Origin of the sequence: Kitasatospora sp. NBC_01539 (genome assembly GCF_045040525.1) — a bacterium.
Classification (GTDB): Bacteria; Actinomycetota; Actinomycetes; order Streptomycetales; family Streptomycetaceae; genus Kitasatospora.
This window is the reverse complement of record NZ_CP109390.1, coordinates 588,576-603,745: the sequence shown is the minus strand read 5'-3', so window position 1 is coordinate 603,745 and position 15,170 is coordinate 588,576. Positions and strand designations below refer to the sequence as shown.

Annotated in this window: 13 protein-coding genes and 1 pseudogene; 13 read left to right on the top strand and 1 reads right to left on the bottom strand. The window is 74.0% G+C overall.

What is annotated here, in order from left to right:
- Positions 1-7: 7 nt before the first annotated feature.
- On the bottom strand, positions 8-1,327 hold the full coding sequence (locus OG335_RS02605; protein WP_405009313.1) for a helix-turn-helix domain-containing protein: 1,320 nt from the start codon (positions 1,325-1,327) through the stop codon (positions 8-10).
- 500 nt (positions 1,328-1,827) lie between these two features.
- Between OG335_RS02605 and OG335_RS02600 the strand changes: the two genes are divergently transcribed.
- The 13 genes and pseudogenes from OG335_RS02600 to OG335_RS02540 all read left to right on the top strand — a co-directional run bounded on the left by OG335_RS02600 (position 1,828) and on the right by OG335_RS02540 (position 15,150).
- On the top strand, positions 1,828-2,457 hold the full coding sequence (locus OG335_RS02600; protein WP_405009312.1) for a hypothetical protein: 630 nt from the start codon (positions 1,828-1,830) through the stop codon (positions 2,455-2,457).
- Between the two features lie 454 nt (positions 2,458-2,911).
- Positions 2,912-4,711: a hypothetical protein gene (locus tag OG335_RS02595; protein WP_405009311.1), complete on the top strand. Its 1,800-nt coding sequence runs from the start codon at positions 2,912-2,914 to the stop codon at positions 4,709-4,711.
- 32 nt (positions 4,712-4,743) lie between these two features.
- The gene (locus tag OG335_RS02590; RefSeq protein WP_405009310.1) at positions 4,744-5,664 is read left to right on the top strand and encodes an ABC transporter ATP-binding protein; all 921 of its coding nucleotides are present in this window, start codon (positions 4,744-4,746) and stop codon (positions 5,662-5,664) included.
- Positions 5,598-6,434, top strand: a pseudogene (locus OG335_RS02585) (MlaE family ABC transporter permease); the annotation flags it as partial. The gene OG335_RS02590 and the pseudogene OG335_RS02585, both read left to right, overlap by 67 nt.
- Positions 6,435-6,560: 126 nt before the next feature.
- Complete coding sequence (locus OG335_RS02580; protein WP_405015290.1) at positions 6,561-7,325, top strand: ABC transporter permease; 765 nt, start codon at positions 6,561-6,563, stop codon at positions 7,323-7,325.
- Positions 7,322-8,587, top strand: coding sequence for an MCE family protein (locus tag OG335_RS02575; RefSeq protein ID WP_405009309.1), 1,266 nt, complete (start codon positions 7,322-7,324; stop codon positions 8,585-8,587). Before OG335_RS02580 ends, OG335_RS02575 begins: the two co-directional genes overlap by 4 nt.
- Positions 8,584-9,615, top strand: coding sequence for an MCE family protein (locus OG335_RS02570; RefSeq protein WP_405009308.1), 1,032 nt, complete (start codon positions 8,584-8,586; stop codon positions 9,613-9,615). The genes OG335_RS02575 and OG335_RS02570 overlap by 4 nt, the downstream gene beginning before the upstream one ends.
- Positions 9,612-10,697, top strand: a complete 1,086-nt coding sequence (locus OG335_RS02565; protein ID WP_405009307.1) for an MCE family protein — start codon at positions 9,612-9,614, stop codon at positions 10,695-10,697. Before OG335_RS02570 ends, OG335_RS02565 begins: the two co-directional genes overlap by 4 nt.
- Positions 10,697-11,764: an MCE family protein gene (locus OG335_RS02560; protein WP_405009306.1), complete on the top strand. Its 1,068-nt coding sequence runs from the start codon at positions 10,697-10,699 to the stop codon at positions 11,762-11,764. The genes OG335_RS02565 and OG335_RS02560 overlap by 1 nt, the downstream gene beginning before the upstream one ends.
- Positions 11,761-12,996 (top strand): MCE family protein, encoded by a 1,236-nt coding sequence (locus OG335_RS02555; protein WP_405009305.1) that lies wholly within the window; start codon positions 11,761-11,763, stop codon positions 12,994-12,996. The genes OG335_RS02560 and OG335_RS02555 overlap by 4 nt, the downstream gene beginning before the upstream one ends.
- Positions 12,996-14,156, top strand: a complete 1,161-nt coding sequence (locus tag OG335_RS02550; protein ID WP_405009304.1) for an MlaD family protein — start codon at positions 12,996-12,998, stop codon at positions 14,154-14,156. The genes OG335_RS02555 and OG335_RS02550 overlap by 1 nt, the downstream gene beginning before the upstream one ends.
- Complete coding sequence (locus OG335_RS02545; protein WP_405009303.1) at positions 14,153-14,650, top strand: hypothetical protein; 498 nt, start codon at positions 14,153-14,155, stop codon at positions 14,648-14,650. Before OG335_RS02550 ends, OG335_RS02545 begins: the two co-directional genes overlap by 4 nt.
- Positions 14,647-15,150, top strand: coding sequence for a hypothetical protein (locus tag OG335_RS02540; protein ID WP_405009302.1), 504 nt, complete (start codon positions 14,647-14,649; stop codon positions 15,148-15,150). The genes OG335_RS02545 and OG335_RS02540 overlap by 4 nt, the downstream gene beginning before the upstream one ends.
- Positions 15,151-15,170 lie beyond the last annotated feature (20 nt).

Genomic DNA, 15,170 nt, shown 5'->3' with positions numbered 1-15,170 from the left:
TCCCCCGTCAGAGCCCCGGAGTGTCCTTCGGGGCGGCCGGCCGTGCGGCCCGCCGTCCGGTGCGCGCGGCCGCGGAACCCCGTGTGGGGGAGGCGCGGTGCTCCGTGCCGTCCGCGGGGATGCCGGTGCCTCCCGTGGTCAGGTGCAGTGCGCGCAGCGCGACCTCGGTGGCGAACCGCTGCTCGGGGTCGGCCAGTTGGTCGCCGAACGCCCGGTCGAGCAGCCGCATGCGGTAGCGCACGGTCTGCGGGTGCACGCCGAGTCTGGCCGCCACCTCGGCGGCCGTGCCGCGGGTGGTCAGCCAGATCCGCAGGGTGTCGATCAGCCGGTGCTGCTGCGCGGGCGTCATACCGGCGAGTGGGCCCAGGTACCGTCCCGCCATCTGCCGGACGAGCGTGGGGTCGCCCAGCAGCCAGAGCTGCACGAGGTGTTCGTCGCAGGACGCCACCGGGCGGTCGGGCACCACGCCGGACTCGGCGAGGGTGAGCAGGTGGCGCGCCCACCGCAGGGAGTGGGCGGCCTCGGCGAGCGGGGTGGTCAGCCCGATCGCGGCCCGGCAGCCCTCCAGGGCGTCGTGCAGCGCGGCGCGGCGGTCGTCGTCGAGGCGCCCGGGCACCAGGAGATGGGGCTCCGGCGCCGCGAGGTCGACCAGGACGTCCCGTTCCAGCGCGGTGCGCCGCGGCCGGTCGCCGGGACGCAGCGCGACGAGGGTGACCTCGCGCGGCAGCGGCCAGGAGGCGTGCTCGGCCAGCTCGGTGAGGGTGCCGTTGGCGGCCGAGGTGCCGGTGAGGATGCGGCGGAGCAGCCGCCGGCGCCGGTTGTCGGGCTCCTCGCCGAGCTCGGCCATCGCCTGGAGGTAACCCTCGCGGGAGAGTTCGGCGAGCTCGCCCATGTAGGCGAAGAGCGCATCGGCGAAGGCCATCAGCACGGTCGCCGACAGGTTGTAGCGGCGCCCGACGGCGCGGGCCCTGCGCAGCGCGACCTGACAGCCGATCCGGTACGCGTCCTGGAGCATGTCCAGGCTGCGGCCCTCGTAGGCCTCGAAGCGGCCGAAGCGGCGGCACATCTCGTCGCGCAGGGCGGTCGTGGCGGTCGGGGCGGCGACGTGGTCGACGAAGGTGGCGATGTTCTGCTCGATCCCGACCCGGATGACCCGGGCCATCGGGCCTTCCAGCAGCTCGCGGTACTCGGGGATGGCGGCCACGATCTCGCCGGCCATCTCCTTGAGCAGGCTGGGGAGTTCCGGTCGCATGACGGTCGCGAGCTCGCGGGGTAATTCGCCCGACCGTGCGGCGAAGGCGGATGGTGCCCGCCTGGGTGAGGTCATGCGGGTTCCCCCTGACGGTCGGCCGGCCGCGCGTCGGCCGCGCCCGGTGCGGCTCGGGGCGGTCGGCGGGGGCGGGGACGGCGGCTCGCTGCTTGATCGTCCGGGCCCGGTCGGTGGGCGGGGGCCGGACGCGTGCGGACATCTCTGGTGGTGGGTTGAAAGATAGACCACGCGCGGTGTGTTGCGCAGTACCGCGGGTAACCGGGGCGGGGTTTACGGCAACCGCTCTCCGCCTTTTCGGGCCCGTACTCATCCGGCGACAACGCGGCGGCGCATTCTCGTGCCTGGGGAACAAGAATCTACTCGCGAGTAGGGAATTACCGGCTCCGTGCCGCCATGCTGTTGCGCCGCCTGATTACCGGTGCGTAACGTCCCACCGCAGTGAGGGCGGCCCGCTCCGGACGGTAGCCGCACCACAGCCCCGGACCTGTCGAAAACCCCTCCCCGCAGGGTACTTCAGCACGCCCGGGGCGCCACCCACCCCCACGGAAGGACCAGCCATGCGTACCCTCGCCAAGGGCGCTCTCTTCGCCGCCGCCGTGCTCACCGCGGCCACCGGCGCGATCGCCGCCCCCGCCACCGCAGGCACCAGCTCCACGCTCGCCACCTGGACCGTCAGCCCCGGCGGCGCGTGGACGGCCAAGGCCACCTCGCCCAAGCTGACCGACACGAAGACCGGGACGAAGCTCACCTGCTCCTCCTCCACCGCCGCAGGCGTGCTGAAGAGCGGCTCCGGCCTCAGCAACCCGCTCTCCACCATCACGTCCGTCGGCTGGACGAGCTGCTCCGGCCCGCTCGGCATCACCTTCTCCGTGACCGCGCAGAACCTGCCCTGGTCGATCAACGGCTCCACCTACGCGGCCGGCGTCACCACCGGCACCGTCACCGGCGTCAAGGCGCACATCAGCGGAGCCGGCTGCACCGCCGACTTCGCCGGCCCCACCAGCACCACTGCCGCCACCCTCACCGGCACCTACTCCAACGCCACCAACACCCTCACCCTCAGCGGTGGCGACCTGCACGCCTACAACGTGTCGGGCAGCTGCCTCGGCCTGCTCAACAACGGCGACGCCGCCACCTACAACGCGGCGTACCTGCTCGCCTCGCCGCAGGCGATCACCTCGCCGTGACCCACCGTCGGCCCGGCCCGGGGCGAACCCCCGGGCCGGGCCGACCCCCGTCCGCGGCCGGCAGCACCTGCGGGCTCGGCTGCCGTCCGGCTGCCGTGGCGTACCGGCCGTCGCACCGCTCGCGCCGCAGTGGCGTACCGGCCGCCGCGGCACTCTCGCCGTGATGGCACTCCCGCCGTGATGGCGCGCAAGGCTCGGAGAATCCTCGCCGGATGACAACGCCCGAGGTGCGCCGACCGCCGGGAGACTCGGCCGGTGACAAGGCGCCGGGCGTTTCTTGTCGTCCGATGACAAGAAAAGGCGCCCGGGTGGCGGCGTGGTGAATTCCGCCGTGCGATCACTTGTCGGCCTTGTTACCCGCCCGTAGTGTCCTGCGTCCCGAGCGGTTCGAGCGCATTCCATCGCCCCGGACACCCCTGATCCGTTCCCTTTCAGCCACCCGAGGAGTTCCGCCATGAGCGCTGCCGCGCGCCGCCGCCGCTCGGCCCGGATCGCCGCCGCCGGGTCGGCCGTCCTGCTGGCCGGGCTGGTGCCGGGCGGTGACTCCCGCGCCGAGGAGCCCACGGCGCCGGCGCCGATCCCTTACACCTGCGGCGCCGGCGCCGGGAGTTTCGCCGTGCAGGCGGTCCTCCGGCAGCGGTACCCGCGGACCGCCGCGGTGGGAGCGCCGATCCGGCCCGGCGAGATCGCCGTCACCCTCACGCTCCCCCCGGCCGCGACCGTTGCCCTGCTGCCCGCCGGGTCGACCGCCGTCACCGGGACGGTCGGGCTCGGTGTCCGGATCTCGCAGGGGAGTTCGGCCGACGACGTGATCTGGCCCGTGACGGTCGGGTCGGTGCCCCTGGCGGCGGACGGCGGCGCCGAGCTCACCGCGCGCGGCCCCGCCACCGCGGTGACGGTGACGGCGCCCGGCGCGGTGCGGTTCGACGCGGGTGTCCTGGAGCTGGGCCTCCACCCCGCCCCCGCCGGAGCGGCCGACCCCTCACCGGCGCAGCCCCCCGCGGCACCCACCGCCGCCGCGACGACCCCTGGGGGGACGACGGCTGGTGGGACGACGGCTGACATCCCGGCCGCCGACATCCCGGCCGCCGGCGCGGCGGACCCCGGCACCCCTGGCCCCGCCTCCGGAACCCCTGGCCCCGCCTCCGGCGCCGTGCCCGCCTCCGGCGCCGTGCCCGCCTCCGGAGGGACCGCCGCGAAGCGTGCCACCGTGCGGTGCACCCCCGACGCCGGTGCGCCCACCCGGCTCGGCAGCGTCGACGTGCCCGCACCGGCCGGTCCCGCCTCCCCGGCGCCGGCCGCCCCGCAGGCGCCGCCCGTCGGCGGCGGGCCGGCGGTGAGTGCGCTCGCCGCCGTACCCCCGGCCGTCCTGCGGAAGCTGACGGCCGGTCAGGGACCGGCCGGGACGATCCGCACGCTGGCCACCGTCCCGTCCGGGGTGAACTCCTGCCCGCCGGCGCCCACCGGTGACCTCGACCCGGCCAGGCTGCCGGCCGTGCCCGCCGGGGCGATGGTGATCCCGTTCCCCGACATGGATCCCTTCCCGGACGTGCCCGCCTGCGCGTTCGCCGTCGGTCTCGCCAACGTGCACAAGCTCGGCCAGGCCGCCGCCGTCAACGACCCGCACGGCACGCCCGCGCTCGCGGCCATCAACATGACCCGCCGGTTCGTCACCCTGTGGGACCCGGAGCCCGGCCAGCAGCCGTACCTGGAGGCCGACTCGCTCGGATACCTCCGACTCCCGCCCTCCGACACGACGTTCCTCACGTACGGCTTCATCCCGACCACGGCGAGGATGCAGCTCGTCCCGCAGGGGCCGCTCACCATCGTGGCCACGGGCAACTCCGACTGGGACCAGCCCATCGAGTTCACCATCGGCGGCTACCAGTCGCTGCGGCTCTACGACGTCAGGGTCAACGGCACCCCGCTGGACGTCGGCCCGAACTGCCGCACGGTGCGCCCGGTCGACCTGAAGCTCCGCGGCACCCAGGACAGCCACCTCGGCGACCGCGGCGACGGCCGCCCCGACTACAGCCTGCAGGCCGGCGGCCCGCTCTCCCAGGACGGCCTGACCGTACCGCCGTTCACCGGCTGCGGCACCGGCGGCGAGGACCTCAGCCCGCTGTTCACGGCCGCCGTCTCCGGCACCGGCAACTCGCTCAACCTCGTGCAGGGTCCGATCTGCACGCCCACCAGCGAGCAGCCGAACGGCTGCGAGCCGGAGATCGCCCTGCCCGAACTTCCCCACCGCTGAGCTCCGTCCACCACACCACCCAGGGAGGTGTCATGGGAATCGAAGTCACCGTCGAAGGACTGACCAAATCCTTCGACGGCCAGAACGTCTGGCAGGACGTCACCCTCACCCTGCCGCCCGGCGAGGTGACCGTGATGCTCGGCCCGTCGGGCACCGGCAAGACGGTCTTCCTGAAGTCGGTCATCGGCCTGCTGAAGCCCGAGCAGGGCCGGGTGATGGTGGACGGCGTCGACATGGTCAACGGCCGTGAGCGGGACGTCTACCGGGCCCGCAGGCTGTTCGGCCTGATGTTCCAGGACGGCGCCCTCTTCGGCTCCCTCAACCTCTACGACAACATCGCCTTCCCGCTGCGCGAGCACACCCGGAAGAAGGAGTCCGAGATCCGCCGCATCGTCATGGAGCGGATGGACATGGTCGGGCTCGTCGGCTCCGAGGCCAAACTGCCCGGCGAGATCTCCGGCGGCATGCGCAAACGCGCCGGCCTCGCCAGGGCGTTGGTGCTCGACCCGCAGATCGTGCTGTGCGACGAACCGGACTCCGGCCTCGACCCGGTGCGCACCTCCTACCTCTCGCAGCTGCTCATCGACCTCAACGCGCAGATCGACGCCACCATGCTCATCGTCACCCACAACCTCGACATCGCCGCGACCGTGCCCGACAACATCGGCATGCTGTTCCGCCGCAGGCTCGTCGCGTTCGGGCCGCGGGAGGCGCTGCTGAGCAGCGACGAGCCGGTGGTGCGGCAGTTCCTCAGCGGCGACCGCGCCGGGCCGATCGGCATGGCGGAGGAGAAGGACGAGGCCACGCTCGCCCTGGAGGCCGGGCTGATCCCGGCCCGGCCCTCCGGTCCGCTGCCCGCGCAGCTCCAGCCCTCGCCGGGGCTGCCCGCCCGCCGCGCGGCCGAGCGCCGCCGGGCCCGCCTGCTGGGACGCGTCCAGGGAGAACCGGTATGAGGAACCCCGCCGTTGCCGCACTGGCCGCCACCGGTGACCTCTTCGCGCTCGCCGCGACCACCGTCCGCGACACGTTCCGCCGCCCGTTCCAGATGCGCGAGCTGATCGAGCAGTTCTGGTTCATCGCCAGTGTCACGATCCTGCCCGCCGCGCTCGTGTCGATCCCGTTCGGTGCCGTCATCGCGCTCCAGGTCGGCTCGCTCGCCCAGCAGTTGGGCGCCCAGTCGTTCACCGGCGGGGCCAGCGTGCTGGCCGTCATCCAGCAGGCCAGCCCGCTGATCGTGGCGCTGCTCATCGCCGGCGCCGCCGGCTCGGCGATCTGCGCCGACCTCGGCTCGCGCAAGATCCGCGAGGAGCTCGACGCGCTGGAGGTCATGGGCGTCTCGCCGGTCCAGCGGCTCGTCGTGCCGCGGGTGCTCGCCACCATGCTGGTCGCCGTCCTGCTCAACGGCCTCGTCTCGGTGGTCGGCACGCTCGGCGGCTACTTCTTCAACGTCATCCTGCAGCACGGCACCCCGGGCGCCTACCTGTCGAGCTTCTCGGCGCTGGCGCAGCTCCCCGACCTCTACATCAGCGAGTTGAAGGCACTGATCTTCGGATTCATCGCCGGCGTGGTCGCCGCCCACCGCGGCCTGAACCCGCGCGGCGGCCCCAAGGGCGTGGGCGACGCGGTCAACCAGTCCGTCGTCGTCACGTTCCTGCTGCTCTTCGCCGTCAACGTCGTCCTCACCGCGGTGTACCTGCGGATCGTCCCGCAGAAGGGAGCCTGAGCCGTGTCCCTGCTCGACGAACCGTCCGCCCCGCAGCAGCCCGTACCGCCGCCCGACCCGTCCGCGGGCCGGCGGGCCGCCCGGCCGAGCCGTGCCTTCGCCTGGCTCGACGGGGCCGGCGACCACCTGCTCTTCCACGTCGCCGCCGTGCTCTGGGTGCCCCGCGCCCTGCGCCGCTACCTCCGCGAGGTGCAACGCCTGCTCGCCGAGGTGGTCTTCGGCAGCGGCGGCCTCGGCATCATCGGCGGCACCGTCGGCGTGATGGTCGGCATGACGGTCGCCACCGGCACCGTGGTCGGCCTGCAGGGCTACGCCGCGATGAACCAGCTCGGCGCCGCCGCGTTCACCGGCTTCGTCTCCGCGTACTTCAACACCCGTGAGATCGCGCCCCTCGTCGCCGGTCTCGCCCTCTCCGCCACCGTCGGGGCGGGCTTCACCGCGCAACTCGGCGCGATGCGCATCAACGAGGAGATCGACGCCCTCGAAGGCATGGGCATCCGCAGCCTTCCCTACCTCGTCACGACCCGCATCATCGCCGGCGTGGCCGCCATCGTGCCGCTCTACGGGGTCGGGCTGCTCAGCTCGTACGCCGCCTCACGGGCCGTCACCGTCTTCGCCAACGGGCAGGCACCGGGCACGTACGACCACTACTTCAACCTCTTCCTCTCGCCCGCGGACGTGCTGCTCTCCGGGTTCAAGGTGCTCGTCTTCAGCGTCATCGTGATCCTCGCGCACTGCTACTACGGCTACCACGCCAAGGGCGGCCCCGCGGGGGTCGGGATCGCGGTCGGCCGGTCCGTCCGCAACGCCATCGTCATCATCAGCGTCACCGACTTCTTCCTCTCCCTCGCCATCTGGGGCACCACCACGACGGTGCGGGTGGCAGGATGAACGCCGTCCCCCGCACCGCCCGGCGCCGCACCGCGGGTGTGGTCTTCCTCCTGGTGCCCGCGCTGCTCGCCGGCGTGTCGGTCGCCGTCTACGACAAGGCCTTCACCGACTCCGCGGACGTCGTCGTGGAGACCGGCAGCGCCGGCCACGAGATGCACGTCAACGCGGACGTCAAACTGCGGGGCGTCGTCGTCGGCCGGGTCCGGTCGATCGCCGCGGACGGCGAGGGCGCCCGCCTCACCCTCGCCCTCGACCCCGCGCAGCTGCCCCGCATCCCGGCCGGCGTCTCCGCCCAGCTGCTGCCCACCACGCTCTTCGGCGAACGCTTCGTCGCCCTCGTGCCCGCCGCCGACCGGCCGGGCGGTGCCACGCTCCGCGCCGGCACCGTCATCCCGCAGGACCGCTCCGCCGACGCCATCGAGCTGCAGCAGGTCCTCGACCACCTGCTGCCGCTGCTCACCGCCGTCCAGCCGGAGAAGCTCGCCACCACCCTCGACGCCGTCGCCACCGCCCTGCGCGGCCGCGGCGACCAGCTCGGGTCCACCCTCACCCGCCTCGACGCGTACCTCGGCGAGTTCAACCCGCAACTCCCGGCGCTCACCGACGACATCCGCAAACTCGCCGTCGTCGGCGACACCTACCGCGACGCCGCCCCCGAAATCCTGCAGGCCCTCACGGACCTCGCCACCACCAGCACCACCCTCGCCGACCGGCGACAGAGCCTCAGCACCCTGTACGCCACCTCCACCACCGCCGCCGACCGGCTCACCGACTTCCTGCGCCGCAACGAGTCGACCCTCATCCGGCTCTCCGCCGACAGCCGCGGCACCCTCGGACTCCTCGCCGAGTACGCGCCGTCCTTCCCGTGCACGCTGCGCACCCTCGCCGACTTCGTGCCCGTGATGGACAAGGCCCTCGGCAAGGGCACCGGCCGGCCCGGCCTGCGCGTCGACGTCACCACCGTGCCGTCCAAGGGCCGTTACCTGCCCGGCCGCGACACCCCCGTCTACCGGGCGGGCGGCGGTCCCCGCTGCTACACCGTGCCCTACACCGGCCAGGGCGCCCTGCCCGCCGCCTCCCGTCCCGGCGACGGCTTCCCGATGCCCGCCGACCCCGGACTCGGCCTGCCCAACTCCCCCCAGGAGAACGCGCTTGTCAACGAACTCCTGGCCGCCGGCCGGGGCACCGCGACCACCCTGCCGGACTGGAGCTCCCTGCTCGCCGGACCCGTCCTCCGCGGGGCGGAGGTGACCCTGAAATGAGGCGCCGATCGCTCGCCGCACCGCTCACCAAGTCCCTGGTGTTCGTGCTCGCCACCACCCTCGCCACCGGGGCCCTCGCCCTGGGCATCGCCGACACCGGCGTCGGCGACACCACCGGCTACCAGGCCCGCTTCACGGACGTCACCGGCCTCGCCCCGGGCGACAGCGTCCGCATCGCCGGAGTCCGCGTCGGCCGGGTCGACGCGGTCGAGGTCGTCGACCGGCGGGTCGCCCGGGTGCGGTTCTCCGTCCGCCGCGACCGGCAGCTGCCCGGCTCGGTGACCGCCACCGTCAAGTACGTCGACCTGGTCGGCCGCCGCTACCTCGACCTGCGGCAGGGCCCGGGCACGGTCGGCGAACAGCTCCCGCCCGGCGGCACGATCCCGCTGGAGCGCACCACCCCCGCCCTCGACCTCACCCGGCTCTTCAACGGCTTCCAGCCGCTCTTCCAGGGCCTCGCACCGGAGGAGGTCAACCGGCTCGCCGAGGAGATCGTCCACGTGCTCCAGGGCGAGGGCGGCACCGTCGACAGCCTCATGCGCAGCATCGCCTCCCTCACCACCACCGTGGCCGGCAAGGACGAGGTGATCGGACGGATCGTCACCAACCTCACCACCGTCACCGCCACCGTCAACACCCACGAGGAGGGCTTCACCGAGCTCGTCGCCACCCTCCAGCAGCTCGTCTCCGGCTTCGCGCAGGACCGCCGCCCGATCGGCCAGGCCGTCGACTCCCTCGCCGACCTCACCACCAGCACCGCCGGACTCCTGGAGGACGGCCGCGCACCCCTCAAGGACTCCATCGGCCAGCTCGGCCGCCTCTCCGCCGGCCTCGCCGACAACAGCGGCCCGCTGGAGGAGTTCCTGCAGCGCAGCCCGGAGAAGCTCGCCACCCTCGGCCGGCTCGCCTCCTACGGCTCCTGGTTCAACCTCTACCTCTGCCAGGCCACCGTCACCGGCGTCACCACCACCGACGGCAGCCCCGCACCCACCGGCATCCCCGTCACCGAAGCGAGGTGCCGCGCATGAGCCGCCCCCGCATCCCGCTCCGGCGCCCCCGCCGCCCGGCCGCCCCCGGCGCCGACCGCGGCCCGCTGCTGCGGCCCGTGCGCGACCGCAACCCCGTCGTCGTCGGCGCCGTCGGCCTCGTGCTGCTCCTCCTCCTGGTCGTCGTCGCGTACCGGTCCGACGACCTGCCCTTCACCGGCGGATCCACCGGCTACAGCGCGCACTTCACCGAGGCCGCCGGACTGCGGACCGGCGACGAGGTGCGGGTCGCCGGGGCCAAGGTCGGCAAGGTCACCGCCGTCGCCCTCGACGGCGACCGCGTCCGGGTCGGCTTCCGCGTCCATGACACGTGGGTGGGCGACGCCAGCACCGTCTCCATCGGCATCCGCACCTTCCTCGGCGAGAAGTACCTCGCGCTCGTCCCGCTCGGCGCCGCCCGCCAGGACCCCTCCCGCACCATCCCGACCGCCCGCACCACCTCCCCGTACGACGTCACGCAGGCCCTCGAAGGGCTCGGGAAGACCGTCGGCGCCATCGACACGGAGAAACTGGCGGAGAGCTTCCGCACCGTCTCCGAGACCTTCGCCGACACCCCCGGATCCGTCCGCGGCGCCGCCGAGGGCCTCTCCGCCCTCTCCCGCACCATCGCGAGCCGCGACGCCGAACTCGCCCGCCTCCTGGAGGGCAGCCGCAAGCTGACCCGCACCCTCAGCGACCAGAACGGCCGCATCCAGTCCCTCGTCGACGACGGCGACCTGCTGCTCGGCGAGGTCGAACGCCGCCGCGACGCCGTCCACCGCCTCCTCACCGGCACCCGCGACCTCTCCACCCAGCTCAGCGGCCTCGTCGCCGACAACCAGCGGCAGCTCGCCCCCACCCTCGACGCCCTCGACCGCGTCACCACCGTGCTGCGCGCCAACCAGGACGGCCTCGACCGCACCCTCGCCCTGCTCGGCCCCTACTACCGGCTGATGGGCAACACCCTCGGCAACGGCCGCTGGTTCGACAGCTACCTGTGCGGCGTCGTGCCGAAGGAGTACCTGCCCGAGGGCACCACACCCACCGACGGCTGCATGCCGTCCGGAGCCCGAGGCGGTCAGTGATGAAGAGGACCACCCGCGCCGTGATCGCCGGATCCGCGGCGCTCGCCGCCCTGGCCGCAGGCCTCGTCGCCGTCCCCGCCCTCGACGACGACGGCCTGCGGATCACCGCCTGGTTCGACCGCGCCGTCGGCGTGCACCCCGGCTCCGACCTGCGCATCCTCGGCGTGCGGGTCGGCCGGGTCGGCGACGTGCACCCCGAGGGCCGACAGGTGCGGGTCACCCTCCGGCTCGACCCCGGCATCGCCGTGCCCGCCGGGGCGTCCGCCGTGGTCGTCGCCCCCAGCGTCGTCGCCGACCGCTACGTGCAGCTCACCCCCGCCTACAGCGGCGGCGAACGCCTCGCCGACCGGGCCGTCATCCCGGCCGACCGCACCGCCGTGCCCGTCGAGATCGACCAGCTCTACCAGTCGCTCGGCGACCTCGGGGCGGCCCTCGGCCCCGACGGCGCCAACGCCGACGGCGCACTGTCCGCCCTCCTCGACACCGGCGCCCGCAACCTCGACGGCAACGGCCGCGCCATCGGCGACAGCATCCGCCGTCTCGGCGAGGCCGCCGGCACCCTCGACAGCCACAGCGGCGACCTCTTCGCCACCCTCGACCAGCTGCAGAGCTTCACCACCATGCTCAAGGACAACGACACGAAGGTGCGCGACGCCACCGGCAAACTCGCCACCGTCACCGACTTCCTCGCCCAGGACAAGGACGCCCTCGGCGAGGCCCTCGCCCAACTCGCCACCGCCCTCCAACAGGTGAAGACCTTCGTCGAGGACAACCGGGGCCGCCTCAAGAACGCCGTCGACCAACTCGCCCCGCTCACCCGGACCCTGGTGGACCAGCGCGCCTCCCTCGCCGAACTCCTCGACACCGCACCGCTGGCCGCCGGCAACATCCTGAGCGCCTACGACCCCGCCCACGGCACCCTCGACGGCCGCGCCAACCTCACCGAACTCACCGACGCCGCCGCGGCGCAGGCACTCCCGCTGCCCCTGCCCGCCACCGGCAGTGCCAACGGCAGCGCCAACGGTCGCGCCACCGGCAGCGGCACCGGGAAGGGGACCGGCCGATGAACCGCCGCACCGCCACCGCCGCCGCCACCCTCCTCGGCGTCCTCCTCGCCTCCGGCTGCACGGCCGGCGTCCACAGCCTCCAGGACGTCCCCCTGCCCGGCGGCGCCGACCTCGGCAGCCACCCGTACGAGATCACCGCACGGTTCCAGGACGTCCTCAGCCTCGTCCCGCAGGCCTCCGTCAAGGTCAACGACGTCGCCGTCGGACGCGTCACCCGCATCACCCTCGCCGAGGACGACTGGACGGCCGTCGTCACCATGCAGGTCAACGGCGACGTCCGGCTGCCCGGTAACAGCTACGCCCACCTCGAACAGGCCGGCCTGCTCGGCGAGAAGTACGTGCAACTCTCACCCCCGCCCGCCGGACGGGCCGCCACCGGCACCCTCGCCGGGGGAGCGGTCATCCCCGTCGAGCACACCGACCGCAACGTCGAGGTCGAGGAGGTGTTCGGAGCCCTCTCGATGCTGCTCAACGGCGGCGGCATCGACCAGCTCCGCACCATCACCACCGAACTCGACCGCGCGCTCACCGGCAACGAGACCGAGGTGCGCTCCGTCCTCACCCGGCTCGACACCCTCGTCGGCGAACTCGACGCCCACCGGCAGGACATCACCGCCGCCCTCGACGCCGTCGACCGGCTCTCCGCCACCCTCGCCACCCGCGACCGGCAGATCGGCACCGTGCTCACCGACCTCGCACCGGGCCTGCGCGTCCTCTCCGACCAGCGGGACTCGCTCGTCACCATGCTGCGCTCCCTCGACGCACTGTCGACCGTCGCCACCGACACCGTGCACCGCAGCAAGGACGACATGGTCGCCGACCTCCGCGCCATCGCCCCCACCCTGCAACGGCTCGCCGACGCCGGCCAAGCCCTGCCCGACTCCCTGCAGGTGCTCCTCACCTACCCGTTCACCGACGAGGTGCTCAACGGCGTCAAGGGCGACTACCTCAACGTCTACCTCAGCCTCACCGCCACCCCCGGCACCCGGATCATCCCCGAACTCACCTCCGCCGACAGCTCCTTCCCGCCCGACCCGCCCCCGGACGAGCCGGCACCGGAACCCGAACCCGAACCCGACCCGAGCACCGACCCCGGTACCGACCCGGGCACAGACCCCGGCACCGAAACCGCCGACCGGAGCCCCGCCCCCCTGCCCCTGCCCCTGCCCCTGCCCCTGCCCCTGCCCACCACCACGACCACGACGACCACCACGACCACGAGGAGCCGGTGATGCTCACCCCCGCCGTCCGGCTCAAGAACATCGCCTTCCTCCTGCTCTCCGTCCTCGTCCTCGGCTGGATCGCCGTCCACCAGGCCGACCTCGGCCGCCACATCGGACTCCGCGACCACTACACCGTCCACGTCCGGCTCGACCGCACCGGCGGACTGTTCGAGCACGCCGACGTCACCTACCGCGGCGTCTCCGTCGGCCGCGTCGGCGCCCTGCGCCTCACCGCCGACGGCGTCGACGCCGAACTCAGCATCCGCGACTCCGCCCCCCGCATCCCCGACCGGCTGCAGGCCGTCGTCGCCAACCTGTCCGCCGTCGGCGAGCAGTACATCGACCTCCGCCCGACCGCCGACACCGGGCCCTACCTCACCGACGGCTCACAGATCGCCCTCGCCGACACCACCACCCCCGCCCCCGTCACCGACATGCTCGGCAAGGTCGACGGCCTCGTCTCCTCCGTGCCCCTGCAGTCACTGCGCACCGTCGTCGACGAACTCGGCGCCGCCTTCGGCGGACAGGGCGACAACCTCCAGGTACTGCTCGACAGCAGCGGCCGGTTCGTCGAGGCCGCCGACGCCGACCTGCCCGCCACCACCCGCCTCGTCGTGGACGGCCGCACCGTCCTCACCACCCAGGCCCAGGAAGCCGACGCCATCCGCACGTTCGCCACCGGGGCCTCCCAACTCGCCCGCAAGCTCGCCGAGTCCGACTCCGACCTGCGCCAGGTCATCGCCGCCGCCCCGCAGACCGCCCTCCAGGTCACCGCGCTCGTCCACGACATCGACCCCGGCCTCAGCGTCGTCCTCGCCAACCTCCTCACCACCTCCGAACTCGGCGTCACCCGGCAGCACGGCATCGAGGAACTCCTCGTCCGGCTCCCGGCGGTGGCCGCCGCAGGCTCCACCGCCGTCGACGACCGCGGCGCCCACCTCGGCATGGCCGTCACTTTCTTCTCGCCCCTGCCCTGCACCAGCGGCTACCAGGACACCCAGCGCCGCAACGGCCTCGACACCGGCCCAGCACCCGCCTTCAACACCGGCGCCCGCTGCACGGCCCCCGCCGGCTCCGGCACCGGCGTCCGCGGCTCCGCCAACGCCCCCACCGGCGGCGTGCCCACCCCCGTCACCCCCGCCACCCCCCGCCCGGACGGCGGACGATGACCCGCGCCCGCCGCGCCCGGGCCGCCGCCGTGACCACCGCGGCACTCTGCTGCGCCCTCGGAGCGCAGCAGTACGCCCGGGCGCTCTCCGACCCCGTCCGCCAGGAGGCCGCCGCCCGGGCCCGCGCCCTCGCCGACGGCAGCCGTGCCGTCGCCCGCCTGGGCTCCCTCGACCCGGGCACCGGCGCGGCCGCCGTCCCGGCGGCCTGGCTCGACGCCACCGCCGGCGAACTCCACACCCGCCTCACCCACCTGCCCCCGCTCCAGGGCCAGCCCGCGGCGGCCGCCGCCGTCACCGCCGCCGCCGTCACCGACCTCGACGCGCACGCCGGCACCGCCCGCCTCATCGCCGTGCTCAACGTCGACCCCACCAGGCCCGAGCAGAACCCCGGCGGCACCGAACGGCGCCGGGTCGAAGCCACCCTGCTGCGCACCGGCGCGGGCTGGAAGGTCACCGGCCTGACGGCCGTCCCCGTCGGGGAGGGCGGCCGGTGACCGCAGCACCGGCGGGCCGCCGCGCCACGGCCGCCACCGCCGTCCTGGTCGCGGCCCTGCTGCTCACCGGCGCCGGACTGCTCGCCGCCGCCCGCCACGTCGACGGCCGCACCGCGGCGGCCCGCCCGCTCACCGACCGGGCCGCCACCGCGCAGGTCACCGCCGAGGTCGGCCAGGCACTCACCCGGGCGTTCTCGTACTCCACCGACACGCTCGGCAGCACCCCGGCCGCCGACCTCGACGACGGCGCCGCGCAGCAGTACACGGCCCTCGCCGCCCGGCTCCGCGACCTGGCCGCCGACCAGCACCTCACCGTCACCGCCACGGTCACCCGCATCGGCGTCGACCGCCTCACCGCCGACCGAGCCGAGCTGCTCGTCCTGCTCGACCAGCGGACCGCCCGCCCGGGCACCGGAGCCGTCACCACCGCCGCCCAGCTCACCGTCACCGCCCGTCTGCGCGACGGCCGCTGGCGGATCACCGACCTCACCGCCCTGTAACCGCACCACGGGAGAGACCA